Source organism: Larkinella humicola (genome assembly GCF_008727875.1).
Taxonomy (GTDB): domain Bacteria; phylum Bacteroidota; class Bacteroidia; order Cytophagales; family Spirosomataceae; genus Larkinella; species Larkinella humicola.
This window is the reverse complement of the sequence record NZ_VTWS01000006.1, coordinates 306,227-329,487: the sequence shown is the minus strand read 5'-3', so window position 1 is coordinate 329,487 and position 23,261 is coordinate 306,227. Positions and strand designations below refer to the sequence as shown.

Below are 23,261 nucleotides of genomic sequence, written 5' to 3'. Positions count from 1 at the left end.
GGTCTTTTATTGGCATTTCGTCATTATTCCCATGAAAAAAAGGCTAACCTTTTGGTGGCTGGGATTGCTTACCTTATCCAGTTGTCACTCCCGTACCGAGATTCTTCCATCGGAAGCCTGGTCGGAAGGTTGCGTTGAGCTTGCGCCCTATCAGGAAGGCTATCGATTAAGTGGCATGTGTTGTGCCTATCTTTTATTTCCGATGGTCACGCAGGCCCAAAATGGCACTTTTAAGGTGAATGGAAGCTATTATTCCTTCAGTGGGGTTGCATATGAATCAGTTCCTGCTGAGGTGTCTGGTGTGTATTCCTCAAAAGATGGCATACTTACATTGACATACTCTGCTGGTACTCAATCTAAAATCCACAAACTTAAGCAAGGCCATGCTCAAATGTCTTGTTATTGTGGTTGTTTTTAGTCCCTAATACGAGTGGTTTTGAAACGGAAGGTTTATTTACTTGATTTTTGTATCAAAAACTCAGGCGAAATGTTAGAAATGAGACACTGATTTTTGAGATGGCAATTTAAGACTATATTTGGCTCAAATTGACGGTAGAAATGAACGCCTATCTTGTGTCTCATTAAATGGGCGTTTTAAAAGACCGTAGAGACGGTAAACTAATTTATCACATTGATCGACGTTTAGTTCTGCTAAACCCGCTACTGCAATTTTTCTAACTGTTGAAAGACGGGAATCAAGGCTTTCCCTCGTTCGGAGAGCATATATTCAATATGTAGAGGCTTCTGCCTGATCACTTCTTTTTCCAAATAGCCTTCGTCTACCAATTCTTTCAGAGCTACAGCAAGAGATTGTTTGTTGGCCCCTGCAATCTCACGTAGCAATGTATTAAACCGCAAAGGACCATTCAGGGCTAATTGAAAAATTTGGGGTTTCAATTTCCCCGAAAGCAGCTTTAGCAGCTCTTCGGCCGGACAACTATTTTCAAGCTTTTGCATTTTTCTTATAGTCAGGTTTTTTTGACTAATTGACTCTTCCTTTTGCCTAGCCGAACTTTGCATCCAAGTTACACATTTAACAAAAGCAAAAATGAGAAATCAAGCAATGACAGTGGTGCAAACGATGTTTGGCGCATTTGCAAAAGGCGATATAGACGGTATAACACAAACAGTAGCCGACACGTCCACATGGACCTATCATGGGACTCATGAAATTCCATATGCTGGAGAATTCGTCGGCAAAGCAGGCGTAGCAAAGTTTATTCAAACCATTTTTGAGACAGTAGACATCCAGGATTTTCAGGTTGATCAATTTATCGCCGATGGGAATACGGTCGTCGTCTTGGGCAGTGAACAGCAAAAGATCAAAGCAAACGGCGAAATTTTATCCCAGAAGTGGGTTCAGGTCTATCAGGTTGAAGATGGGTTAATTACTCGTATGGATGAGTTTGCCAATACGGCGCACGCGGAGAAATTGTTCACCAAATAACTACTCGGAAAACGATGAAACTATTGCACGTAAATCAGGCTACGAAAATGACCGATCTGGGGCTGCTCTTCTACGGGTTGGCATTGGTCTGCTGATGTTGACTCATGGCACACCTCGACTGGCTCTGTTGGTTGGCGATGAACCCATTGAATTTCCGCCGGTTCTGTTTTTGAGCGCCGGGATGTCCTTGTTTGTGAACGTCTTTGCCGAGTTCTTCTGCTCGCTGTTTGTGATTATAGGATTGGGAACCCGGATTACGGTCATTCCACTGATGGTTGTGATGGCAGTAGCCGGCTTTCATATCCACCTTCGTGATCAGTTCCGGATACAGGAAATGTCACTGCATTTTCTGCTGGTTTACGTCGTGCTGTTTGTGATGGGTAGCGGGCGCTATTCGGTGGATTCCTGGCTATCCCCAAATAAAATCAATGACCGCAATTTGGAAACTAAAAAAGCCGTAGCTGTTTAAAACGAACCTACTTTTCTAGACGGATGGACATTTTTATTCGGGCACGCTTTGTTATTGTGCATCTGTTGTCGTTATGCCTGATTAGCTTGTTGACCACTGGATGCCATGCGCAAGCCGATCAGTCGAACCAAGTAACCAACAAAAAAATGGAAAACAAGACTCAAAATCCACTTTTGTGTGATATAGAAACGGGGCTGTGTGAAATGCCAGACTCGACGGCTACATCACCCGCGCAGGCTGCTTCAGCCTTTAAAAAGCCAATCAACATTATTTACTATACTGACCCCATTTGTTCGTCATGCTGGGGCATCGAACCTCAGCTACGTAAGCTAAAGCTTGAGTACGGCAGTAGCATTGAGGTCGAATACCGGATGGGAGGACTACTGCCTGACTGGAGTTATAACAGTGGCGGTATCAGCAAGCCCTCCGATGTGGCCCATCACTGGGATGAAGTCAGTCGGCATTATGACATGCCCATTGATGGGGACGTTTGGCTGGAAGACCCCCTGGCATCGTCCTACCCTCCCTCGATTGCCTTTAAAGCCGCTCAGCTACAGGATCAGCATAAGGCCATCGACTTTCTGCGGGAAGTGCGCGAGATGGTTTTTCTGCATAAGAAAAACATTGCCAAATGGGAAAATCTGGTAACGGCTGCCCAAAAAGCAGGCTTGGACCTTGATCGGTTTAAAACCGATTATCAGGGGAAGGCTAAAACACTTTTTGAGGAGGATTTGGCTTTAGGTCAGCAGTTGGGCGTACGCGGATTTCCCACGATGTTTTTTGTCGATGGTCAGGGAAATCAGGAAAAGGTGTATGGGTCGAAACCATATGCAGCTTATGAAGCCACCTTGCATAAACAACTGCCTACGGCAACCAAAGCCCCAATTCACCAGGACTGGGAAAGTCTTTTTGCAAGCTACCCGACGCTGACATCCCGTGAGTTTTCGGAGCTGTCCGGTATTCGCCGACAGGACAGTGACACGTATCTGCAAAAGCTGGTGGATGCGGGTAAGCTCGGTAAGATCACGACTAAGAATGGTGTATTATGGACCCGTCGGTAGTAAGCTAATGCCGAACGAAACCCCGGTTGGTATTGCCACTGGCCGGGTTTTTTGTGGCGTTACAAAGCGCTACCTTAAAGGTAACACAAAACCGTTTTTTCTGCCACTTCAGGGACTTAACGATCCTATTGGGGGCTTTGTCCATTTGCTAATAATTCCCAGTGCACAGTCGGTATTACTGAACTCTACACCCATCTCAAAAAAACGACCCCTTGTCTCATGAAATCCTCATTTTGTGAGACAGTTTTGTCGTCAAGAAAACGTGGGATTAAAAAGGGGCCCTTAACTAACTTCCTGTATCTTAGTAGTAAATATTAACTCGGTCAATCATTCAAAGTACGGAAAACGGAAGTTGTTTGACCGCACGGGCGGCCCCGCAGGATTAATTGACTCGTTTCAACTGGATAGGGGAGATTGAATACTAGGATACCCCGCCACTTTGGCCGGGTATCCTCTTTTATCAGTAACCTTTAGTACTTCACTTCGCTGGCAATGCGCCGTTCGTCAACGCGACCGTAGTGTTAGTCATTAGTGGAGCCGTTAAGCCAGGACATTCAGCGTTTACTGGCAGCAAATCCGGCTTCTTTACGTCCTGCCATCGTCCAGCCACAGGCTGGACGCAAAATATTGAACACCGAAGGCCTAACCCCGTACGATCTGGACTTCATAGCTGAGCTGGACAGCCTTTGGCGAGCTCCAAGAGAATCAATCACCACCCTCACAGCTGACACCACAGCCACAGGGGGCTCTCTCCCTATGTACGAGAATAGCTCTTTTTCTTCTATGTACGAGTCTGGTCACGAGGGGGTTAGGCCAGTTAATGGCCGCAAGGAGGATAATGATTGGAAACTGTTGATCGAGAAGGTAAAACAGGGCACCTTCTACGAGTATTTGCTTCAGGAAGCCGTCAAGGCGACGGGCAAAACAAAGCTAACCCGGGAGCTGATGAAGAAAACGGTAAATACCGTTTTCTTTTCAGAGAATGAGACCACCAGCCGCGTGATGCAAAAACGAAAGGAAATCTTTCGGGGCTTGTTTCCGAACGTGATGCGGCTTTTTGAACTCATCAAGTCGCATCAGCACCGAACGCTGGCGTTGTTGCTCCAGAATATCGAATCTGAAATCTTCCTCAATCGCATCGCCCGTCGTATTGCCCAGGAACGGCCCGATCTGCCTATTTTCACCATCCATGACTCGATCATCACCACAGTGGGCAATGATACCTATGTGGAAGTGATTATGCGTGAGGAACTCGAAAAAGCCATCGGTATTCGCCCTTTTCTCAAACAGGAGTACTGGCAAGAAGAGGCATTAGAAAGTGTCATTGATTCCTACGCGAGCTAGTGATCCTTTGATAAATCGTTCGATTGTATAGTAACAGGCAGTAAATTAGTTAGTACACTAGAGGTTATTGCTTGCGATTCGCTATTATATCGCCCACATGAGCGCGTGAGCACCCTAGTGCCGAAGCGGACTGTTCACCCGCAGGTTGTGTAGTCCTGGGCCGACCAGCATCAATGCATCGCGAATCGCTCCACCTTGTAACCGCAAAAGATAGCCCAGACAATGCAACCGCTTGATGCCCCAAATGGCGTGCTCGACCACCACCCGTCGGGTCGAAGTGGATTGGTTGACCAACTTTTGCAGCCTGCTCAACCCGGCCTTGCGCGGCTTCTTGGTCGGTTGGCTGACGAGCCCCCCCGGGGGACATAGCCTTGATAACCCCTGTCCTGATGCAACAACACGCCGACGGGCAAGTCCAACGCTTCCGCATCGGCCAGCGCCTTATCATGCACTTTATCCGCATAGGTCCAACTCAAAAAAAGCACATAAGCCCTGTCGTCACACAAGACTTGATTTTTACTGGTGTGCCCACAGACTTACCTGAATACTCCACAGCTGATGGATCTCCCAAGCGGTGCCCCTGACGCTCGGTGGCATCCAGATTCAGGTCACAAGGTTTAAGCCGGTCCAACTGCGTGAGCAACGAGTCGGTGTCCTGACAAGGGGCCAGCCCCAGCACTTTCAGAGTTTGGTTGAGCAAGGCCAACAGGCGACGGATCATGGTGGAGACCGAACCTTGAAAAAGATCGAAGAGGGCGGCTTGAAATTGTTGAAGAGGATTATTCTTCAGACAAACCAACAGAAAGAACAACTGCTGAGCGGGATCGGCCAGGATTTCATTGGCCTGGGGCTGAAAACGTGGCATGACCCGTTTGGCCCCCCGCCAGGTATGGAAGCGGAAGTAGCGCTCAGAGCGGTCCGCAAAGTCAGTGAGCAACCAGTCGACTCAGTGTAGGCTAGTCATAGCCAGAAACAGGGTAGGCTTGGCTTAAAAATGAGCCTAGTGAAGCATCCTGCAAAGTTGGCCCGCGCACATGAAAAACTAACAAAACCTGATTAATAATCTCTACTCCAAATTAGGAAATAATTCCTAAGTATAAGAGTCATTAAATCCAAATTGGTGTTTGCTACATTACCGATTCTGGAGCAAATGGCTACAGTATTAACGGCTGAAAGTTGATCTAATAAACAGATGTGATGCTAATAGTGTAGGTTAATCAGCACCTGGGCGATGAAGCCGCAACCATTTCATTTCTGGATCGGGTTCGGGTGCGACGAAATACGAGTTCACAAAAATCAATTCAGCTTACAGCAGCAAGTTCTCTACACAGTTAATTCACTCCTTGTGTTGGGTATGATAATCCACACAGAGAAAAAGGTAGCGGAATTTTTGTCTGGATTGGGCCGGTTTTTTTGGGGAAACGATCCTAAATTTTAGAAACAATACTGACCTTTTGAGGTTCAGAGGCTAAATCGCCAGCACGGATACATTTTTTGCGATCGACGATTTTGACACGTTTTATTAAAACAACTTTTCAAAATGGCAGCTTCAAAAGGTGAAAGTGAATTGAAAGAATTATTTGTCGACGAGTTGAAAGACATTTACTGGGCGGAAAAACATTTGACCAGCGCGTTGACCAAAATGGCGGATTCGGCTACCTCGGACGAGTTACAGACCGCCTTTGAAAAGCACCTGGCTGAAACGGAAAATCATGTCTCCCGGCTGGAACAGGTCTTTAAAGCGGTGGGAGAAAAGGCCACGGCCAAGAAGTGTGATGCAATGGCAGGCCTGATTGAGGAGGCTGAGGGATTGCTGGAAGACACGAAAGAAGGGAGCTTGACCCGGGATGTGGCCCTGATTTCAGCGGCTCAGAAAGTGGAACATTACGAGATTGCCTCGTACGGAACCCTGCGGACGCTGGCTGGCGTATTGGGCTATCCGAAAGCCGTTGAACTACTGGAACAAACGCTGGCTGAAGAGAAGAAAACGGACGCGCTTTTGACGGAAATCGCCGAAGGGTCTATCAATGAATCGGCTAAGCAGGAGTAATTGATTTTTTTAGAAATCCAATACCAAAACCGGTCGTAAACTGAAATAGAAAACCGGCTTACGACCGGTTTTTGGTGTTGAATTCCGTACCCAATCGAATTGGGTATGAGGCAGTTCCTTCGGGCTAACCGAAGCCTTTTTTGAATTCATACTATGAACAAGAGTGAAGATTTACACGGCAATGTTCCGGATCAGTTCCCCATAGCGCTGTTGATTATCGACATGATCAATGACCTGGAATTTCCGAATGGAGGGCGGTTTTTAAAACCGTCTGTAAAGGCGGCCAAACAGATTGCGGCCCTGAAACAGCGATCCAGGGATTTGAATATTCCGGTTATTTACATCAATGACAATTTTGGCCGTTGGCGATCCGATTTTAAAGAAGTGGTGGAGCATTGTCTGAAAGACGGCGTGCGGGGTCAGCCGCTGGCCGAACTGCTGTATCCGGCCTCCGATGATTATTTTGTATTGAAGCCTAAGCATTCAGCTTTTTTTGCCACCACACTAGATACGCTACTTAAATATCTGAATGTCAAGCACTTAATCTTAACCGGTATCAGTGCGGACATCTGCATCCTTTTTTCGGCCAAAGATGCCTACATGCGGGAGTTTGGCCTGAGCGTTCCAGGCGATTGCTTGGCGGCAGATACAACGCTCCATACCAAAATGGCCCTGACGTATATGGAACGGGTCTTGAGAGCCGATACTACTCATTCATCTAAGCTCGATTTGGAATCCTTAAGTCGAAATGTCTTGTCCGCGGCCGGATAAGGTGGATCGATTTTAAATGATACAGATTACTCACGTGAAAAATAGAGTTTCGCTGTGAACAAGGGCGTACAAGTACTATTTTTGACTGTGAATTAAGTCATAATCGGAAAGAGTTATGGATAATCTAAAAACCCGGTTAAATTATGGGGTTGTGCCATGACACAACCACGCAAATTGCCTTCAGTCCTGATCAGTGCCCCGAAAACAATCAACCTGAAAGAAATACTTCATCTGGGTGTTTTGGTCAAACAGGTTTCGATCTTTTCGGATAGGTAAACTGGAGTTTAATCAACCTTAGGAGCAATCTCGCCGATGACCATTTTAAAACCGTGATCGATAATCATGTGGGCAACCGATGTTTTGATAAGCACATGTCCAAATCCTCACTTTTTTAAGCGACATTATTTCTCCATTGTTCACCAAACGGTGCCAGATAAGCTGATGATAGCTTGTTGTTTACCCGCCCGCTTTTCAGTGTTTCTACCACAAAATGTTGATCAGAAAAACCGTATGTGATGAATGTAACCTTAAAGGTCTGGCGGCAGAAAAATAGCCAAACGCCCGGCAAACTCGTAGAGTATCAGGTAACAGATCTGTCCCCGGATATGTCGTTTCTGGAGATGTTCGACGTGCTGAACCAGGATTTGCTCCACCGGGGCGAAGATCCGGTTGTGTTCGACCACGATTGCCGGGAAGGCATTTGTGGCTCGTGCGCCATGTTCATCAATGGTCGGGCTCACGGACCTCAGACCGGCGGGGCGACTTGTCTATTACACATGCGTAGTTTTGAGGACGGCAGCACGATTGTAGTGGAACCCTGGCGGGCTCGGGCATTTCCGGTTATAAAGGATCTTGTGGTCGATCGGTCGGCTTTTGATCGGATCGTTCAGGCGGGTGGGTATATCTCCGTCAATACCGGGGCGGCCCCCGACGCCAACGAAATTCTGATTGCGCGCGAGAAACAGGAACAGTCGATGGACGCAGCCGCCTGTATTGCCTGTGGGGCCTGCGTTGCGGCCTGTAAAAATGCGTCGGCGATGCTGTTCACAGCGGCTCAGATATCCCGGTTTGCGGTTCTGCCCCAGGGGCAGCCCGAGCGCCATCTCCGGGCCGAGCGAATGGTAGCCCAGATGGATGCAGAAGGATTCGGAGCCTGCTCGTTTACGGGAGCATGCTCGGTCGAATGCCCAGCATCTATCTCACTGGATCACATCACCCGACTCAATCGGGAATACCTGGGGGCCAAATTAACCTCTAACAATGTATAAACACGGATATTCAACCTTGGGATGGGTTCTGCTCATCTTCTTGACGGGCTGTGGTGGAAAAAATACCTCGTCCAATGTCGAGTCGCCAGGGGATGACAAAACCACCAAAACCGAAGTACTTGAAACCGGTGCGGATTTGTTGCAAAACAAGGCTCCGCTCCAGGCTATGAGCATGTATCTGAATGGTTTTCATTTTTACAGCGGGAACATAAAGGGGCAAATGGAAGCCCATCATTACTGCACCCAACTAAATGAAGACGTCGTTCAATGTATGATTTTCGACGGCAACGGCAAGGACGCCAAAATTATGGGCGTCGAATACATCGTGTCCGAGCGTCTGTTCAAAACCCTGCCCGACGAAGAAAAGAAACTCTGGCACAGCCACCACCACGAGGTGAAATCAGAAACCCTGATTGCCCCCGGTTTGCCCTTGGTTGCTGAACACGAATTGATGGAAAAACTGGTTTCAACCTACGGAAAAACCTTCCACACTTGGCATACGGATCGGGATTTGAAGCTCCCACTGGGCCATCCGCTGGTAATGATGGGGTTTACCAAAGAAGGCCAGTTGGCCGACAGCCTGCTCTGTCGGCGGGATGAACGGTTTGAGATTTCTACCTCGGAGAAAAACCGGAACCGGGCGGATATTCCAATGCTCAAAGTTCAGCCGGGGGCCAACGCTTGGGAGCAGGGCGAAATCCGGCAGCTGAAAGTGAGTACGGAAAAAGAACCGCTACTCCATCACGTGCATTAAGTTTTTTTTAATCCAGATTTTCCTGGATAGGCCTTTAAAAAGAATAGCGAACGGTGGGCAGGCTAGCGGTGTTCCACCAGTATTGTCGCAAGCCGTCGAAACGTTCCAGCCATTGATCAAAGGCAAACGGTTTAACGACATAGCAAGAGCTTCCTCGCTCGTAAGCTTCCCGAATATCGTCGGGATGATCGGAAGAACTCAGCATAATGACTGGAATCATACAAATCGGCATAGGGAAATGCCGGATTGCGTCCAATATTTGCCATCCATCTTCCCGTTGCGGCATGTATAAATCCTGGATAATCAACTTGGGTAAATTCCATTCACAATCCTTCAATTCTTCCAGATAGGATATTGCATGTTCCGGCGTATCGACCTGCACGAGTTGGGCATCGGGGAAAGTTTGTTGTAATGCCTTTCGAATAACAATTCCTTGGTCCAGATTGTCTTCAACAACCAGTATTCTGGCGTTGCGAAGGTTGCGATCCCGATTTGACTGTACTCTGTTCATACACGTATACATTTACGTTCAAAAGATTTATTTTCTGCGATTAGATCGACCAACCTGCTGATACTGGGTAACTATACCGGAACTCAATGGACAAATCTTGGCAATAGCGGTAGAAACGACCCGCGATGAACTGTAAGGTCGGTCAATTTCGGGATGGTAAGGCCACCAGATGAAACCAGAAATGGCCTAACTGGGCCATCGTCCGAGTAAAAATAGCTTGGTCTTCCATAACCGTTACGACTGAGTTTGCCCATCCGGCATACGCCAGATTAACGGTTTCCGGGGTGTTTCTGGGTACCAGCAATAGCGTGGGAATAGAAGCCAGCCGGGGTGTTTCTTTTAATGATCGCAAGGTGTTCATTCGATCCGTCGTTGACGAACACGCATCGAGTAAAATCAAGGCCGGGAGTTGATCATCAGGCAATGAAAATAGTAAATCCGGTATAACCTCGCCCTGATTCAACTGGTTTACCAAACAGTTAGCAAACTTGCTTTGAAAACCTTTTCGTACCCAAGATGCTTTGGTTTGGCTATCGGTGACAATAATCACGGAAGGGTCGTTTTTTCCAGGCTTTGTTTCAACCGGCTCCTCCGCAGTAGCCGATAGATTCTCAATAAACAGGCGCCACCGGCGACGGCCCACCGGTAAAACCGTTCCGCAATTCATGCGGACTGTTCCTGCCATTTTCAAGCGCGCAGGCGCTATCCAGTCCCGAACGAACTGAGGATTGATCAGAGCAGTTTTATGAACTCGAATAAAATGGTCTAATCGGGTTTCAAAATAACGCAGTGGTTTGCTGATCAATGTTTTTCTTCCGTTCGCAAAATTCAGCCAGGTGTAATTGTTGGCCCCCGATAGATAAGTGATTTCAGTCGGGCAGTCGAGTAATTCATCTATAAAACTCATACGTATAGTTCCTACGTTAATTAGTAGTAGAAGCCGGTCAGTTCGATAATGTTTTTCGAAGTGAGACAATGGTCGTATGAAGATCTGAATAATGACCATTACGCAACCCGAAAGATTCCGTTCCCTTACTTTTTTGGTAAAAAAGCAGGACAGTTTGACGTATAGGGGTTAGTATGAAAAATAGCGGGTTTAAACCTAAAAGAAACCATGCAAACAAAATCTTACAACAGTCCCACCTATTGGCAAACTCTTACGAAAACCGAAGAAACCTCACAGTGGGTAAATGGACTCGGCCAGCAACTTAAACAGGCTTCCCGTTGGGCTGCCGTTCCTTTGCCATTTGAATCGGGTACTCTAAAAATCGGCCTGACGGCCAATTCTCTCTGGCTGATCCGGGAATGGAGAAATGCGGGTAAGCTTGCGATTCGGACCTGCTTCGATCCGCAGGGAATTCAGAGCTATAAACAACTTCGGGCGACGGACACCCTGGTCGAATACCGGGTGCAGGGCGCGATCGGCATTTTCCGGGTGGTGATCGAACGACCGCTTCCGCATGAACCTCTGCTTCGTTATACCACCTCTCTGAAGCCCAAACAGCCCTTTACAGTACAGGCTTTTCCCCGGGATTTGTATCTGTTGGATACCGATTATGACCCCTTAACAACCGGGGGAATGGTGTATGTTACGCAGCACGGGCCGACCTCCGGATTGACCTACCTTTCTACCACCCAGCCTGCCGGAGGGTCTCTTTTATACTTTCAGAACTTTACGGCACTCAACGACTACTACCAGGTCACCCAGACGGAACCGTCCAACTCCGTTAAAGTGCAATGGCCGGAAGCTGGTTTTGCGCTGCCTTCTTCCGAAAAACCATTGGAAGCCGGGAAAGAAATTGTTCTGTCGGATGCTTTCATGTATTGCAGCGAATCGGTTCCGCAAAGTGAATTTGAAGCCGCTGACCAATTTCTGATGGCAATGGCCTGCCTTTACAAACACTTGCCTAAACCCGAAACCGATTATTTTGATTGGCCGAAAATCGCTGAACGAACAATTCAGGCCCTGACCAAATCCCCACACTGCGGACGCCGGATTCAGAAGCAGTACTACCTCAATGCCTACGTCGATGCAACCCGAAAACCGCCCGAAAGTATGGTACAACTGGCCATTCTGGTACCGCTTTGGGAGTACCAGGAATGGTTGGGAAAACCGATTCCTCTGGCTGGACAGCTCCAAAAAAATTTACCTTCTTTCTATGATGACCAGCATGAGGTCATCATGCGTTGGTTACCGGGCGAAGCTTTTAAAGACGAAAACCGCAATGAGGAACAGGATTCAAATAAAATCGACTCCTGGTACCTGCTACATACGCTGATGAACCTGGGGCGGCTCGCCGAAAAAGGCGACACCGAAGCCAAAGATCTGTTGTTTCGCTCGCTGGAGTTTGCCATAAAAGCTGCTCATGCGTTCAAGTATGACTGGCCGGTGTTTTATGATATTCGAACGCTGGAAATCGTGAAGGCCGAAACGAACGAAGGAAAAGGGGGTGAACTGGATGTGGCCGGGTTGTATACCCATGTGATGCTTCAGGCGTACGAACTGACCAAAGACCCGCGTTTTCTGGATGAAGCCATAGCCTCGGCCGATCGGTTGCAGGGCAAAGGCTTTGAATTGTTGTATCAGACGAACATCACCATTATGAGTTCGCTGACGCTGGCCAAACTCTGGAAGATTACTGGTAATCGACTCTATTTCGATCTGAGCCGACTCAGCATTGCCAACGTGATCGCCCGAATGTGGATTTGGGAAGGTAATTTTGGTTTTGGGAAGACCCGTAGCACGTTCATGGGCGTAGCTCCGCTGAAAGATGCGCCCTACCTGGCAGCTTATGAAGAAGCCGAAATTTTTGCTACCATGCTGAATTACCTCAAGGAGGTTGGTCGGGATGTGCCTGATTCCATCCGCCTGTTGTTTTCAGAATATATGAAATATCTCTTGCACCGGGGGCGGTATTATTATCCGTCGGAATTGCCTGCGGAGATGGTTTGTGAACAGCCCCGCGAGGGACGGATTATGCGGGACCTGCCCATGCCGCTGGAGGATATTTCGACGGGCTGGACCCAGGCCGGTGAAGTAGGTCAGGAAGTGTATGGGGGGGCGATGGCCTATATTCTAACGACCTACGCCTACAAGGAATTTGCCGGTGTGCCCGTTGTGATTTTTTCGGATTATCCCATTTACCAGGCTGATTACCAGCTAACGGACAAAAACAGAGGCTACGTCGTGGTTCGTCTGGCGGGTACGCCCGACTGCCAGTGCCGGGTTCGGTTGTTGCCCAAAAACCGGAAGCTGCCAACTGTGCAGCTTTTCGATGAGGATGACCCGGGCGGTTCGGCTCTCAAGCCGGTCGAAAAAACGGCTCAGTATTTTGATTACCTGGTTCAGGGAAATCAACGGCTCCGGGTGGAATGGAGCCCGGGAAAAAAGGCCTGATCTCACCCTAATTCATTCACGATTTATACCTACAAACGAATGATATGAAGCAGACGAATGCACACACGACCGTCGAACCGCTGGACGGAAAACGAATTGTTATTACGGGGGGCACAACCGGAATTGGCCGGGCCATTGCTATCCTAATGGGTTCATATGGTGCCCGAATCTTTACCTTCGGACGGCATCAGGAACAACTCGACGAAGCCTTGGCCGCTATTCGGGAAGCCGGAGGGCAGGCCGATGGTATCGTGGCCGACAGTTCCAAATCCGAGGATGTCCGGCGGGCTTTTCAACAAGCCGATGCGAAACTGGGTGGTTTGGATATCCTCATCAACTCAGCGGCCTTGGGGGCAGAAGGCATCGGCGATATGGACGATGCCGACTGGCGGTATGTCATCGAAACCAATCTGGTCGGTTATCTTGCCACCACCAAAGAAGCCCTCGGACGTATGCAACCGCAGAAACGGGGCCATGTGGTGCTGGTCGGGTCGATGAGTGCCGATGTGCGCGAAGAAGGCAGTTCGGTCTATGTGGCAACAAAGTCGGCCATTCAGGGGTTTGCCGAAAGCCTGCGCAAGGAAGTCAACGGCGACGGGATTAAAGTCAGCCTCGTCGAACCGGGAGCCACCGGATCCGACATGCAGTCAACCACAGCGGAGGAAGAGCGGGAGAAACAGGAAAAAGGCGAAATGCTACGGGCGGAAGATGTGGCGGTTTGCGTACACTACATCCTAACCCAACCGCTGCGCTGTGATGTGGTTTCGGTGAAGCTTCGTCCGCATCTTCAGTTGATTTAACTTTTCGATTCCATGCTTTTTTCAACCGATCTGCTCATCTTTTCACCCAATGATGTTGATCTCAACCAGTCCCCTTTTCGTCGGACAATCCAAGCGGATACCTACGTTCTGGGGGCTTTCAATCCCGGACTCACCCGCCTGCCCAACGGCAATCTGTTGATGATGATCCGGGTCGCCGAAGCGCTTAAGCAGCCCATCATTGGGGCGCAGATTCACGCAATTCGCTGGGATGCGGTCAGAGGATATGTGCTGGACAGTTACCCGCTGGTCAGTGTCGATGCCGCCGATCCACGCAAGTTTCAGGTGCTGGGCCATCCGTACAAAGTCATGGCGCTTACCTCCCTGTCCTGGCTGCTGCCCGTTGAACTGATTCCTGATGGTACCCGCGTTGTGACGGTGCATTACGATAAAATCATTGCTCCTGAGCGGTCGTACCAGGAGTATGGTGTGGAGGATGCCCGGATTACGAAAATTGACGATACGTATTACATGACCACCTGTTCGGTTAGTTCGGAACGCCATTCGACTACCCTGTATACCTCGACCGATGGTCTGACTTATGGGTTGCGGGGCATCATTCTCGACCACCAGAACAAGGATATGGTTTTTTTTGAAGGGAAGATCGATGGACGGTTTTTGGCCCTCACCCGGCCGCTGGGCGATTTGTACTTTGCCACCCGCCCGGACAGTGACTATCATTCCGGCCCATCGATCAACCTGGCGTCTTCGCCCGATGGATTGCATTGGAAGCCGTCGGATGATCCTTTGATTCGTGCCCGGAAAGGCTCCGCTTCGACCATGAAAATCGGGGGCGGAACGCAGCCCATTCTGACCGATCAAGGCTGGCTGTTGCTCTACCACGGTGTTGAACTGCGGGGACTGGTGGGAATTTACCGCACTTTCTGGGCATTACTGGATGCCGCTGATCCCCGAAACATTTTGCATTGGGAAGACCGTACACCCATCTTGGAAGCTAATCTGGGTCTGACCGAGCCATTAAAAGACCAGATCTATCTTTCCGATGTAGTTTTTACGACAGGCATTATCGATGCGGGTGATCTGTACATTGTCGCTTCGGGAGAATGCGATCTGGCGTGCCGGATTACCCACATTCCTAAACCGATCCTGACGTTGGACTAGAGATTGTATGGGTTAGGCCTTTTACTACTTTCTGGCTAATACCGGTTCTAAAATACCTCAGGTGATGAAGCTGGGCCGTTGCCTTGTTTTGGGAACGGGGAATCAACTATTCTGGGGTTAAGCAGTTTTGATTACTCTACACTCGGGTCTAGCCCCGAACAATTTATTAATTACACGGAGGAAATTTACATCGACATGCTGGTCGATAACGCCGGGAAGAGTCAATGCCGCCTGTTCGTAGAGATGCATTGAGAACGTGGAATGATTCCTTCACATTTAACTGATTTTTTTAAAATCAAGCAACACATTCAGTATGCAACCGACTTAGGATCCCCGTTACCAGTATGCTCAACCACCGTACGAACAGACCACTCAGGAGCATCCGTGAACCGATGCTCAAATGGCTCCCCAAGCCGATCACGGCGAAACCTCTTACCAAGGCAGTGGCAAACTCACCGGCCGCAAAGCACTCATCACGGGTGGAGACAGCGGAATCGGGCGGGCCGTGGCACTGGCGTTTGCCCGTGAAGGAGCCGATGTGCTGATTTCTTACCTAAGTGAAGATCAGGATGCTCAACAAACCGTGCGGCTGGTGGAAGAAGCCGGGCAGAAAGGCATTGCCGTTCGGGGCGATATTCAGGAAGAATCTCATTGTCGGCAGTTGGTGCAGTGGGCTATTGACGAATTTGGGCAATTGGATATTCTCGTCAATAATGCGGCTTTTCAAATGGAACATACCTCATTTCTGGACATTAGCACGCAGGAATTCGATCAGACTTTTCGGACCAATGTCTACGCTCTATTTTATTTGTGCAAGGCTGCCATGCCGCACCTAAAACCGGGTGCTTCGATCATTAATACCTCCTCGATCCAAGCCTACCAGCCCGAGCCGAGTTTGCTGGCCTATGCCGCCACCAAAGCCGCCATTGCCAACGTGACCAAATTGCTGGCTAAAGAAGCCATGGAACGGGGTGTGAGGGTAAATGCTGTGGCTCCCGGTCCGGTCTGGACACCCCTGATCCCTTCAACCATGTCGGAGGAGAAAACCCAAAGTTTCGGGTCCGATTCATTGCTTGGGCGGGCGGCTCAACCGGTCGAACTAGCCCCTATATACGTTTTGCTGGCTTCGCAGGAAGGTAGCTACATTACCGGCATGATTTATGGTATAACGGGCGGACGGCCCATTGTTTGATTTGGACCGCCAGGAAAACCACACCGGTTTTCTGCGCTCAATTTTGGTCTCCCGAAGGTACATGCCTGCCCAGGCTCAGTTTCATCCCCTGAAATAGCTGGAAGGCCTAGCAGAGCCTTTCTGCTCGGAATTGGTTGGGGGTTTTACTTTCACCAGTAAACGATGCTTTTTACACCAGCCTGGCCGTCGGCTTCGGGCTGGTGTTATTCTATAGGCCAGTTCATTTTCTAAGGATAGATTAGCCAGAGTCTGCCAAAAACGTCTGGGTAAAAGTGCCCATTTTTTACTAATTCCAGAACAACCGTTCACTGCTATACGTAGCTGGGCTAGGAGCCGGAAAGTATATAAGATTCTATCTTAAGGGATGGGTCTATTCATCGGTTTGAGAATCGTGTGCATCGACCGGTTTGGACTTGAGAGATCCCTTCTGACGCATAAAAATGGATGAGACTATGATCGTAAGCACCGATAAAAATTCGCTTTGCCAGTTTTGCATCGACTGAAACCAGAACGAATTGTTCCATAAACTGCTAAAGTGTCAGCAATCGCTTTTTCCTTTCAGCATCTGCTTAGTATTAAATTTTCTTTCATGTCCGCGAAGGGAATTAGTCTCAGATAGAGCATAAATAATCAGGGCCGTAACTCGCTTTGATTATCATTTATTTAAGAAACGTCTTACTTTCGACTGATACATTGAACTTCTGTAGGAGGTTAACTTTAGAGGCTGTAAGTTCCTCAGCGATCATTGCTATGAACCAGCATGCGGATCCGGAACAATGTACCCCAGCCCGCTTTTGTTTCGATCTCCAGGCTGGCTCCCAGCAACTCACACAACCTTTTGACAATCGAGAGCCCAATTCCTTCCCCTTGACCCGCTCTGGAGACCAGAACCGTGGTTGCTTCCCGAGCGTTGGCCGGGGGATTGGCAAAGCCAGTGGACGCTGTCGATTCTGAATCGGGAGACAACACCTGGGCAAGTGTATCGGCTTGTTGGCGGGGTAGACCAGGACCCGAATCCTGGATACTGATAATCCAGCGGTATTGATCCTCACTTGACCAGGAAACCGACACCCAGCCCGAGTCGGTGTGCTTCAGGGCGTTCAGCACCAAATTCTGCACGATGCGGTGCATCAGTATGGCGTCACTTTCAACCATCAACTCCGTAGGTCCATCTGATTTCAGCACCAGTCCCTTTTCCTGAGCCAGGGATTGATAGCAGGTCACTATCGAATGTAGCAATTCACCGGCATTGAAAGCCTTGATGACAACCGGCTCCTGACCGGCCTCCAACCTGGCAAGATCCATGAGTTGAACGACCATATTACGGACGGTCGTCAGGTTGCGATTGAGCATCGTAACCATCTCTTTTCGTTCGGATTCATTGGCATCCATTAGCTCCAAAAACGAAGCAGAACCTTGAATCACCCCGAAACTACCACGCAGATCATGAGAAGTCGTACGCAGCAGATTGCCCCGCTGGCGCATGAGTTCATTGAGCTCTTCCAAGGTCTTTTCCAGCGTTTGCGCCCGGCTGCTGGCGGCAATACGCTGCAATTCGGTGTACTGCTCAATGCTGCCTTTCATACACAGAGTAGTAAACCAAGCTAAATGCTCATAAGATTGGACAATCGGTTCGGGATAGGCTACCGGATTTAAGAGCCAGTACTGTCGGTGTTCGTCCAGCAAAATCCGGTTCAGGTGCTGAACCTCGCTCAGCAGTTCATGCAACGCGTAGCCCTTCTGCCAGCGGTGTAGGCCGTGTTCTTCGGCCAGCAGCCCCACATCGCCTTCCAGAGGCTGTTGCTGTAGCCGCCGTTCAAATTCGTTGATCATGAAAGGGACTTTATTATTAAATTCCTCGCGGCTCAGGTCGGCAGTCGTATTGAACGCCGGATCTGTTTGGCAAGCCGTCCGCCAGGTGTTTAAAACCACTTCCCGGCGGGTGGCTAAGTAGGCGGACAAACCAATCAACGATTGAAGGGGATTAAAAGACAGGGAATCCATACGGGTTTCGTAAAGGTTCAACATCCGGTTGAGCGGTTCGATCCGGAAGTGATACATCCCTATTGGGCGACCAGGCGAAAGAGAACTACAAGCTGTCGCAGTTGTAAGGTAAACAAGGTAACTAAGCGTATGTTTTAGAATTTTATTTGGAAAGACTGTTAATGATAATTAAGATAAAGACAAGTTGTAGTGCGATCTCCAAATTATCTACGGCTATTTCTGCATCCCGGAACGAATGTCGTCTAAAATGACTCATTAGAAACTCTGTCTTCGACCAAGCTTTTGACAAACTGAACCATATCGCTCATCGCATCCATTTTGGTTACATATCGCTGAGCCCCCAGTTGTCGACACTGATCGGCTTCGGGTCCGTCGGGCAGCGAGGACCATACTACAACCGGTAACCCTTGAAGATGGTCTTGGGACTGCATCCAGCGTAGGACATTGGGAGCCTTTTCTGGTAAGGGCTGCAGGTGGTAATCCAGCAGCAGCACATCCGGCCTATACTTGGTACTGACCAGATAGTCCTTCAAATCGGGAACGGTGAGCGCAATTCTTAGGTGAACCTGATCCTTGTAGACCATCCTGACGGTAAGCTGAAGGAGCTTACCGATATCGATATGATCATCGGCGACTAACAAATAAAAGGGAGCCATCAGTCAAGTGATTGTTATACTCAAGCAAACGAGCTCTTCTGCGGATGTTTACGGATAATTGCCTGGAAATAAGGGAAAGGTCCGGTCGAAAATCGTCTTTAGGACCATTTCCTCATTCGTGAGGCCGCAAAACCGGCGCCTACAAATGAAAGTGGGTTACATCAATGAACTGGGATTCTTGCCGACGGGTCCAAATCCGCCGGGGATGCGCCGAGGTCGATCAATGATCATTAAATCAGCATATTATGTCTATTCATCCAACAATGGCCGGTATCAAAGCGGGTTCTGAACCATTGTCCCAATTACGAGTATCAGAACAGGAAATATCAATCTCATCCGCTTATCAGTTACAGGATTTACTTTGTTTTTCGCATTTGCGTTGGAACTTTGTATACCAACGCCCTCAACACCTGTTAAGCCGGGCAAGTAAGCACTTTCGGGTCTGGTTTTGGGAGGAACCCGTCAGAGACGATCACAACTGGCTGGAAGTCCGTTCGATTACCCCACAGCTTCATATCCTTATTCCTCATTTGTTACCGACTACCGGCCATGAAGCGGAAATCGATCAGCAACGGCAATGGTTGAGCGGTTTGCTGATCCGATACGGTATCACGGATTACGGTACGTGGTATTATACACCTATGGCACTGGCTTTTACCGATCATCTGAAACCCCGGGTAACGCTCTACGATTGCATGGATGAACTGTCTGCCTTTCAGGGGGCTTCGCCCCAGCTTCGGGAGCAGGAAAAGCAGTTGTTACAACGGGCTGATCTGGTCTTTACGGGCGGTCATAGCTTATTCGAAGCTAAGAAGAAGCTGAATCCATCCGTTCATGCATTTCCCAGCAGTGTCGACTACGCACACTTTGCCAAAGCCCGTCAGGGTTTGCTTGATCCAGCCGATCAGCAGGAGATAGCTTATCCGCGCATTGGTTACAGTGGTGTGATTGACGAACGGGTCGATCTATCTCTTTTAAGGGAACTTGCCCAACGTCAGCCCACCTGGCAGTTCATCCTGTTGGGGCCGGTTGTAAAAATTGATCCGGATACCCTACCGCAGGCTTCGAATCTGCATTACCTGGGCATGAAATCTTACGACGAGTTACCAGCTTATTTTAGTAACTGGGAGATAGGAATGTTGCCCTTTGCACTCAACGAATCCACCCGCTTCATTAGTCCGACGAAAACACCGGAGTATCTGGCCGGTGGCCTCCCGGTTGTTTCAACACCCATTCGGGATGTGGTCACGACCTACGGTGGCTGCGGTCCCGTTTGGATTGCCGATTCTGTGCTGACGTTTGAAGAAGCTATTGGTAGAATGCTGCAAAACCATCCCAAACCTGACTGGGTGGGCATCGATGTCCAGTTACGGCAACAATCCTGGCAGCGAACCTGGCAGGCGATGTTGGGATTGGTGGAAGAGCAATTAAGGGCCAAGGACGTTGATTCCCCGGACACTCAGCCGGTGCTATCCTTATGAGCGGGCAAACCGGATCCGCAGCACCGACAGATTCGGTGCTGCGGCCGTTAGCACTCTGGGGCGGGATTGAGTGTACCGTTAACCGTGTAGGCGATTGCTATCAGGATCAGCTCCTACGGAACGGGCATCATTACCGTTCTGATGACCTCATTCAGATAGCAGAATTGGGTCTGAAAACCCTGCGATACCCGATCCTGTGGGAGCGTACAGCTTCCGAGCGGGTCGATCAGCCCGATTGGCGATGGGCGGATGAGCGCCTGGAGTTGTTGCAGCAACTCCAGATCCGGCCCATCGTTGGCCTGGTCCATCATGGCTGTGGCCCACGATATGCCACCTTTAACGGGCCAAATTTTGAGCAGCAACTGCCCCGCTATGCCCGGCAGGTAGCGGAACGGTATCCCTGGATAGATGCTTATACACCCGTAAACGAACCGTTGACAACAGCCCGCTTCTCGTGTTTAAATGGTCACTGGTTTCCGCATAAAACCAATGACCGGGCGTTTGCCGAAATTTTGCTCCGGCAATGCAAGGCTACCGTTCTGAGTATGCAGCAAATCCGACAGGTGCGGCCTGATGCCCAGTTAATCCAAACCGATGATCTGGGGCAGGTGCATGGTACGCTCCAGTTAAACTATCAGACGGAATGGGAAAATCATCGCCGGTGGCTCACCTGGGATTTACTCTGCGGGCGCGTTACGGAGCAGCATCCGCTCTGGGATTATTTCCGCTGGGTGGGTATTCACCAGAAAGACCTGACCTTTTTTAGTGATAACCCCAGTCCGCCTTCGCTGATTGGGGTTAACCATTACATTACCAGTGAGCGCTATCTGGATGAGCAGCTTTGGTTGCATCCGGCTCACCTGTGGGGTGGAAACGGCCGACACCGCTATGTGGACACGGAGGTGGTTCGGGCGGCACCGGAGCGACGCATTGGCTTGAATGGTTTGCTAAAGCAGACCTGGGAGCGCTATGGGATTCCCATCGCCGTTACTGAAGCCCATTTGGGTTGCACCGTCGATGAGCAGATGCGCTGGCTGCTCGATGTCTGGCAGCAAACGGAGGAGGTCCGAAAAGCCGGAGTTGATGTACAGGCGGTTACTGCCTGGGCTCTTTTAGGCTCCTACGACTGGCACTGCCTGTTGACCCGCCAGGAAGGTCATTATGAACCGGGGGCTTTCGATGTTCAATCGGGGCAGTTGCGAATGACCCCTTTAGCCAGTTTGATACAAAGACTGGCCACAGGACAGAATCCCGGCAAACTGGTTCCCCCCGGTTTAGGCTGGTGGCAAGCTGTAGCGCAAGTGTATTGACCATGTTTTATTTAGTTTTAACGGATCTTACCATTTCATTTTTCAGTTTATGCATTACGATTATGTTATTGTCGGGGCAGGTTTTGCCGGTAGCGTATTGGCGGAGCGTCTGGCGACGCAGTTGGATAAACGCATTTTGCTCATCGACAAACGGTCCCATATCGGCGGAAACGCTTTTGACTGTTTGAATGAAGACGGTATTCTGATTCACCAATATGGGCCCCATATTTTCCATACCAACTCGCCTGAGGTCTACACTTACTTATCGCAATTTACGCAGTGGCGACCCTATGAGCACCGGGTACTGGCTTCAGTAGACGGTCAACTGTTACCCATTCCCATCAACCTGGATACAGTCAATAAACTGTATGGCTATTCATTTACGTCCGAGCAGTTAATGGCGTACTTTGACAGTGTTGGCGAACCCGTTGCGGATATTCAAACGGCTGAAGATGTTGTCGTTAGCCAGGTAGGGCGGGATTTATACGAAAAATTCTTTCGGGGCTATACGCGCAAGCAATGGGGCGTTGATCCTTCCCAACTTGACAAAATGGTGACCGCCCGCATTCCAACCCGGATCAATCAGGACGATCGCTACTTTACGGATCAGTTTCAATGTATGCCATTGCATGGCTACACGAAAATGTTTGAGAAAATGGTCGATCACCCAAACATTCAATTGCTGCTCGGTACGGATTTCAAAGAGATAAACCAGCAACTTTCCTTCGACGAACTGATCTATACGGGGCCCATCGATGAGTATTTTGACTGCTGTTATGGCAAACTTCCTTACCGGTCGTTGCGCTTCGATCATCAGACGTTAGAAGTGGCTAATTACCAACCCGTTGCGGTTGTCAATTACCCCAATGAGCATGCCTATACCCGCATAACGGAGTATAAGAAACTTACCGGTCAGGAACACACTAAAACGAGCATTACGTTTGAATATCCCCAGGATGAGGGCGATCCCTATTATCCGATTCCCAGACCCGAGAACGCTGCGCTCTACCGCCAGTATAAGCAACTGGCCGACGGACAGGCATCGGTTCATTTCGTCGGGCGTCTGGGCACCTATCGGTATTATAATATGGATCAGGTGGTCGCTCAGGCCCTAACGCTGTTTAAGAAATTAGCCGGTATCGACTCGCTTCAGGAAGCCATAAAAGGCTGATCGTAGTGATATTCGGTTACACTTTCCCTTTAAAATCCCAGTGGTCTTTGATGATGACACCGGCCGCATCTTTGAGCAGGCGTCGCGTGAATTGATCGCCCCGGATAATGCCCCGGTCGTTGGCTTTGCCGATGTACATCAGAATCGGATTTCCGTCTTCGTCCGTTTTCAAAGCCACATCGTAGCGACTGAATTTAAAGGTAATCAGTTGAGAGGGAGCGTATTTTTTGTTGAGGTGCTTCATCAAGCTTTCACCAATTTTCATAGTTGCATCAGGTTTGTGAAACGGTATTTCAGCAAGTTTACTCTGCTGAAACGCCTGCTCCGTTACGTATGCTTCGTTTACATGGTTTGTCGACGGCAGCCAAAATGAGGCAGCGGCGTTTGGTTATGTCCACCCCGTCCGAACCGCCCCAGAGCAGCATTCAAAAAAGA

The 23,261-nt window shown here is 49.2% G+C and carries 24 protein-coding genes and 1 pseudogene; 16 read left to right on the top strand and 9 right to left on the bottom strand.

The genetic code is table 11. The annotated features are described in order from the left end of the window. Positions 1–31 precede the first annotated feature (31 nt). Entirely contained in the window at positions 32–418 is a 387-nt protein-coding gene (locus F0P93_RS22895; protein ID WP_150880060.1) for a hypothetical protein, read from the top strand. A 242-nt stretch (positions 419–660) separates the two neighbouring features. Here the strand turns inward: F0P93_RS22895 and F0P93_RS22890 are convergent, their stop codons facing one another. After that, positions 661–957 carry a winged helix-turn-helix transcriptional regulator gene (locus F0P93_RS22890; protein WP_150880059.1) on the bottom strand — a complete coding sequence of 99 codons (297 nt, stop codon included), beginning with the start codon at positions 955–957 and terminating at the stop codon, positions 661–663. 91 nt (positions 958–1,048) lie between these two features. On the opposite strand from F0P93_RS22890, the gene F0P93_RS22885 reads away from it, so the two are divergent. The 4 genes from F0P93_RS22885 to F0P93_RS22870 all read left to right on the top strand — a co-directional run bounded on the left by F0P93_RS22885 (position 1,049) and on the right by F0P93_RS22870 (position 4,321). Beyond that, the gene (locus tag F0P93_RS22885) at positions 1,049–1,447 is read left to right on the top strand and encodes a nuclear transport factor 2 family protein (RefSeq protein ID WP_150880058.1); all 399 of its coding nucleotides are present in this window, start codon (positions 1,049–1,051) and stop codon (positions 1,445–1,447) included. Then, positions 1,401–1,916, top strand: a complete 516-nt coding sequence (locus tag F0P93_RS22880; RefSeq protein WP_150880057.1) for a DoxX family protein — start codon at positions 1,401–1,403, stop codon at positions 1,914–1,916. Before F0P93_RS22885 ends, F0P93_RS22880 begins: the two co-directional genes overlap by 47 nt. A gap of 23 nt (positions 1,917–1,939) precedes the next feature. Continuing rightward, positions 1,940–2,977, top strand: a complete 1,038-nt coding sequence (locus F0P93_RS22875) for a ClpXP adapter SpxH family protein (protein ID WP_310588014.1) — start codon at positions 1,940–1,942, stop codon at positions 2,975–2,977. Positions 2,978–3,508: 531 nt separating this feature from the next. Further along, complete coding sequence (locus tag F0P93_RS22870; RefSeq protein ID WP_150880056.1) at positions 3,509–4,321, top strand: hypothetical protein; 813 nt, start codon at positions 3,509–3,511, stop codon at positions 4,319–4,321. A gap of 114 nt (positions 4,322–4,435) precedes the next feature. On the opposite strand, the gene F0P93_RS22865 is transcribed toward F0P93_RS22870, so the two are convergent. Together F0P93_RS22865 and F0P93_RS22860 are read right to left on the bottom strand one after the other, a co-directional pair. Further along, positions 4,436–4,633 carry a hypothetical protein gene (locus F0P93_RS22865; protein WP_150880055.1) on the bottom strand — a complete coding sequence of 66 codons (198 nt, stop codon included), beginning with the start codon at positions 4,631–4,633 and terminating at the stop codon, positions 4,436–4,438. Between the two features lie 160 nt (positions 4,634–4,793). Then, positions 4,794–5,186, bottom strand: a complete 393-nt coding sequence (locus tag F0P93_RS22860) for a helix-turn-helix domain-containing protein (RefSeq protein WP_150880054.1) — start codon at positions 5,184–5,186, stop codon at positions 4,794–4,796. Between the two features lie 675 nt (positions 5,187–5,861). Between F0P93_RS22860 and F0P93_RS22855 the strand changes: the two genes are divergently transcribed. From F0P93_RS22855 to F0P93_RS22840, 4 genes are all read left to right on the top strand, one after another. Continuing rightward, a complete protein-coding gene (locus F0P93_RS22855) occupies positions 5,862–6,371 on the top strand; it encodes a YciE/YciF ferroxidase family protein (protein ID WP_150880053.1) in 510 nt (169 codons plus the stop codon). Positions 6,372–6,524: 153 nt separating this feature from the next. Next, positions 6,525–7,142, top strand: coding sequence for a cysteine hydrolase family protein (locus F0P93_RS22850; protein WP_150880052.1), 618 nt, complete (start codon positions 6,525–6,527; stop codon positions 7,140–7,142). A gap of 515 nt (positions 7,143–7,657) precedes the next feature. Further along, complete coding sequence (locus F0P93_RS22845) at positions 7,658–8,410, top strand: succinate dehydrogenase/fumarate reductase iron-sulfur subunit (RefSeq protein WP_150880051.1); 753 nt, start codon at positions 7,658–7,660, stop codon at positions 8,408–8,410. Further along, entirely contained in the window at positions 8,403–9,164 is a 762-nt protein-coding gene (locus F0P93_RS22840; protein ID WP_150880050.1) for an OBAP family protein, read from the top strand. Before F0P93_RS22845 ends, F0P93_RS22840 begins: the two co-directional genes overlap by 8 nt. Before the next feature lie 34 nt (positions 9,165–9,198). On the opposite strand, the gene F0P93_RS22835 is transcribed toward F0P93_RS22840, so the two are convergent. Both F0P93_RS22835 and F0P93_RS22830 read right to left on the bottom strand, forming a co-directional pair. Then, positions 9,199–9,675, bottom strand: a complete 477-nt coding sequence (locus tag F0P93_RS22835) for a response regulator (RefSeq protein ID WP_191908893.1) — start codon at positions 9,673–9,675, stop codon at positions 9,199–9,201. 142 nt (positions 9,676–9,817) lie between these two features. Then, on the bottom strand, positions 9,818–10,582 hold the full coding sequence (locus F0P93_RS22830) for a response regulator transcription factor (protein ID WP_191908892.1): 765 nt from the start codon (positions 10,580–10,582) through the stop codon (positions 9,818–9,820). Between the two features lie 207 nt (positions 10,583–10,789). On the opposite strand from F0P93_RS22830, the gene F0P93_RS22825 reads away from it, so the two are divergent. The 4 genes from F0P93_RS22825 to F0P93_RS22810 all read left to right on the top strand — a co-directional run bounded on the left by F0P93_RS22825 (position 10,790) and on the right by F0P93_RS22810 (position 16,204). Further along, positions 10,790–13,072, top strand: a complete 2,283-nt coding sequence (locus tag F0P93_RS22825) for a glycoside hydrolase family protein (RefSeq protein ID WP_150880047.1) — start codon at positions 10,790–10,792, stop codon at positions 13,070–13,072. A 44-nt stretch (positions 13,073–13,116) separates the two neighbouring features. After that, a complete protein-coding gene (locus F0P93_RS22820) occupies positions 13,117–13,872 on the top strand; it encodes an SDR family oxidoreductase (RefSeq protein WP_150880046.1) in 756 nt (251 codons plus the stop codon). Between the two features lie 12 nt (positions 13,873–13,884). Then, complete coding sequence (locus tag F0P93_RS22815; RefSeq protein WP_150880045.1) at positions 13,885–15,012, top strand: glycoside hydrolase family 130 protein; 1,128 nt, start codon at positions 13,885–13,887, stop codon at positions 15,010–15,012. A gap of 400 nt (positions 15,013–15,412) precedes the next feature. Then, a complete protein-coding gene (locus F0P93_RS22810; RefSeq protein WP_150880044.1) occupies positions 15,413–16,204 on the top strand; it encodes an SDR family oxidoreductase in 792 nt (263 codons plus the stop codon). 370 nt (positions 16,205–16,574) lie between these two features. On the opposite strand, the pseudogene F0P93_RS31970 reads toward F0P93_RS22810, so the two are convergent. From F0P93_RS31970 to F0P93_RS22800, 3 genes and pseudogenes are all read right to left on the bottom strand, one after another. Then, positions 16,575–16,718: pseudogene (locus F0P93_RS31970) on the bottom strand (DUF6766 family protein); the annotation flags it as partial. A gap of 221 nt (positions 16,719–16,939) precedes the next feature. After that, positions 16,940–18,208 (bottom strand): sensor histidine kinase, encoded by a 1,269-nt coding sequence (locus F0P93_RS22805; protein WP_191908891.1) that lies wholly within the window; start codon positions 18,206–18,208, stop codon positions 16,940–16,942. Positions 18,209–18,450: 242 nt separating this feature from the next. Then, the gene (locus F0P93_RS22800) at positions 18,451–18,864 is read right to left on the bottom strand and encodes a PleD family two-component system response regulator (protein WP_150880042.1); all 414 of its coding nucleotides are present in this window, start codon (positions 18,862–18,864) and stop codon (positions 18,451–18,453) included. A 530-nt stretch (positions 18,865–19,394) separates the two neighbouring features. On the opposite strand from F0P93_RS22800, the gene F0P93_RS22795 reads away from it, so the two are divergent. The 3 genes from F0P93_RS22795 to glf are packed head-to-tail and all read left to right on the top strand — an operon-like array spanning position 19,395 to position 22,826. Further along, the gene (locus F0P93_RS22795; protein WP_225309604.1) at positions 19,395–20,345 is read left to right on the top strand and encodes a glycosyltransferase family protein; all 951 of its coding nucleotides are present in this window, start codon (positions 19,395–19,397) and stop codon (positions 20,343–20,345) included. Further along, complete coding sequence (locus F0P93_RS22790) at positions 20,342–21,655, top strand: family 1 glycosylhydrolase (protein ID WP_150880041.1); 1,314 nt, start codon at positions 20,342–20,344, stop codon at positions 21,653–21,655. Before F0P93_RS22795 ends, F0P93_RS22790 begins: the two co-directional genes overlap by 4 nt. 49 nt (positions 21,656–21,704) lie before the next feature. After that, the gene (gene glf, locus F0P93_RS22785; protein WP_150880040.1) at positions 21,705–22,826 is read left to right on the top strand and encodes a UDP-galactopyranose mutase; all 1,122 of its coding nucleotides are present in this window, start codon (positions 21,705–21,707) and stop codon (positions 22,824–22,826) included. Between the two features lie 16 nt (positions 22,827–22,842). Here the strand turns inward: glf and F0P93_RS22780 are convergent, their stop codons facing one another. Beyond that, positions 22,843–23,091 (bottom strand): hypothetical protein, encoded by a 249-nt coding sequence (locus F0P93_RS22780; protein ID WP_150880039.1) that lies wholly within the window; start codon positions 23,089–23,091, stop codon positions 22,843–22,845. Positions 23,092–23,261 lie beyond the last annotated feature (170 nt).

Excerpts from the sequence above, each read along its gene's own strand:
- F0P93_RS22895 (WP_150880060.1), top strand. The coding sequence starts at position 32 with ATGAAAAAAAGGCTAACCTTTTGGTGGCTGGGATTGCTTACCTTATCC.
- F0P93_RS22890 (WP_150880059.1), bottom strand. The coding sequence starts at position 957 with ATGCAAAAGCTTGAAAATAGTTGTCCGGCCGAAGAGCTGCTAAAGCTG.
- F0P93_RS22885 (WP_150880058.1), top strand. The coding sequence starts at position 1,049 with ATGAGAAATCAAGCAATGACAGTGGTGCAAACGATGTTTGGCGCATTT.
- F0P93_RS22880 (WP_150880057.1), top strand. The coding sequence starts at position 1,401 with ATGAGTTTGCCAATACGGCGCACGCGGAGAAATTGTTCACCAAATAAC.
- F0P93_RS22875 (WP_310588014.1), top strand. The coding sequence starts at position 1,940 with ATGGACATTTTTATTCGGGCACGCTTTGTTATTGTGCATCTGTTGTCG.
- F0P93_RS22860 (WP_150880054.1), bottom strand. The coding sequence starts at position 5,186 with ATGCCACGTTTTCAGCCCCAGGCCAATGAAATCCTGGCCGATCCCGCT.
- F0P93_RS22855 (WP_150880053.1), top strand. The coding sequence starts at position 5,862 with ATGGCAGCTTCAAAAGGTGAAAGTGAATTGAAAGAATTATTTGTCGAC.
- F0P93_RS22850 (WP_150880052.1), top strand. The coding sequence starts at position 6,525 with ATGAACAAGAGTGAAGATTTACACGGCAATGTTCCGGATCAGTTCCCC.
- F0P93_RS22845 (WP_150880051.1), top strand. The coding sequence starts at position 7,658 with ATGAATGTAACCTTAAAGGTCTGGCGGCAGAAAAATAGCCAAACGCCC.
- F0P93_RS22840 (WP_150880050.1), top strand. The coding sequence starts at position 8,403 with ATGTATAAACACGGATATTCAACCTTGGGATGGGTTCTGCTCATCTTC.
- F0P93_RS22835 (WP_191908893.1), bottom strand. The coding sequence starts at position 9,675 with ATGAACAGAGTACAGTCAAATCGGGATCGCAACCTTCGCAACGCCAGA.
- F0P93_RS22830 (WP_191908892.1), bottom strand. The coding sequence starts at position 10,582 with ATGAGTTTTATAGATGAATTACTCGACTGCCCGACTGAAATCACTTAT.
- F0P93_RS22825 (WP_150880047.1), top strand. The coding sequence starts at position 10,790 with ATGCAAACAAAATCTTACAACAGTCCCACCTATTGGCAAACTCTTACG.
- F0P93_RS22820 (WP_150880046.1), top strand. The coding sequence starts at position 13,117 with ATGAAGCAGACGAATGCACACACGACCGTCGAACCGCTGGACGGAAAA.
- F0P93_RS22815 (WP_150880045.1), top strand. The coding sequence starts at position 13,885 with ATGCTTTTTTCAACCGATCTGCTCATCTTTTCACCCAATGATGTTGAT.
- F0P93_RS22810 (WP_150880044.1), top strand. The coding sequence starts at position 15,413 with ATGGCTCCCCAAGCCGATCACGGCGAAACCTCTTACCAAGGCAGTGGC.
- F0P93_RS22805 (WP_191908891.1), bottom strand. The coding sequence starts at position 18,208 with ATGGATTCCCTGTCTTTTAATCCCCTTCAATCGTTGATTGGTTTGTCC.
- F0P93_RS22800 (WP_150880042.1), bottom strand. The coding sequence starts at position 18,864 with ATGGCTCCCTTTTATTTGTTAGTCGCCGATGATCATATCGATATCGGT.
- F0P93_RS22790 (WP_150880041.1), top strand. The coding sequence starts at position 20,342 with ATGAGCGGGCAAACCGGATCCGCAGCACCGACAGATTCGGTGCTGCGG.
- glf (WP_150880040.1), top strand. The coding sequence starts at position 21,705 with ATGCATTACGATTATGTTATTGTCGGGGCAGGTTTTGCCGGTAGCGTA.
- F0P93_RS22780 (WP_150880039.1), bottom strand. The coding sequence starts at position 23,091 with ATGAAAATTGGTGAAAGCTTGATGAAGCACCTCAACAAAAAATACGCT.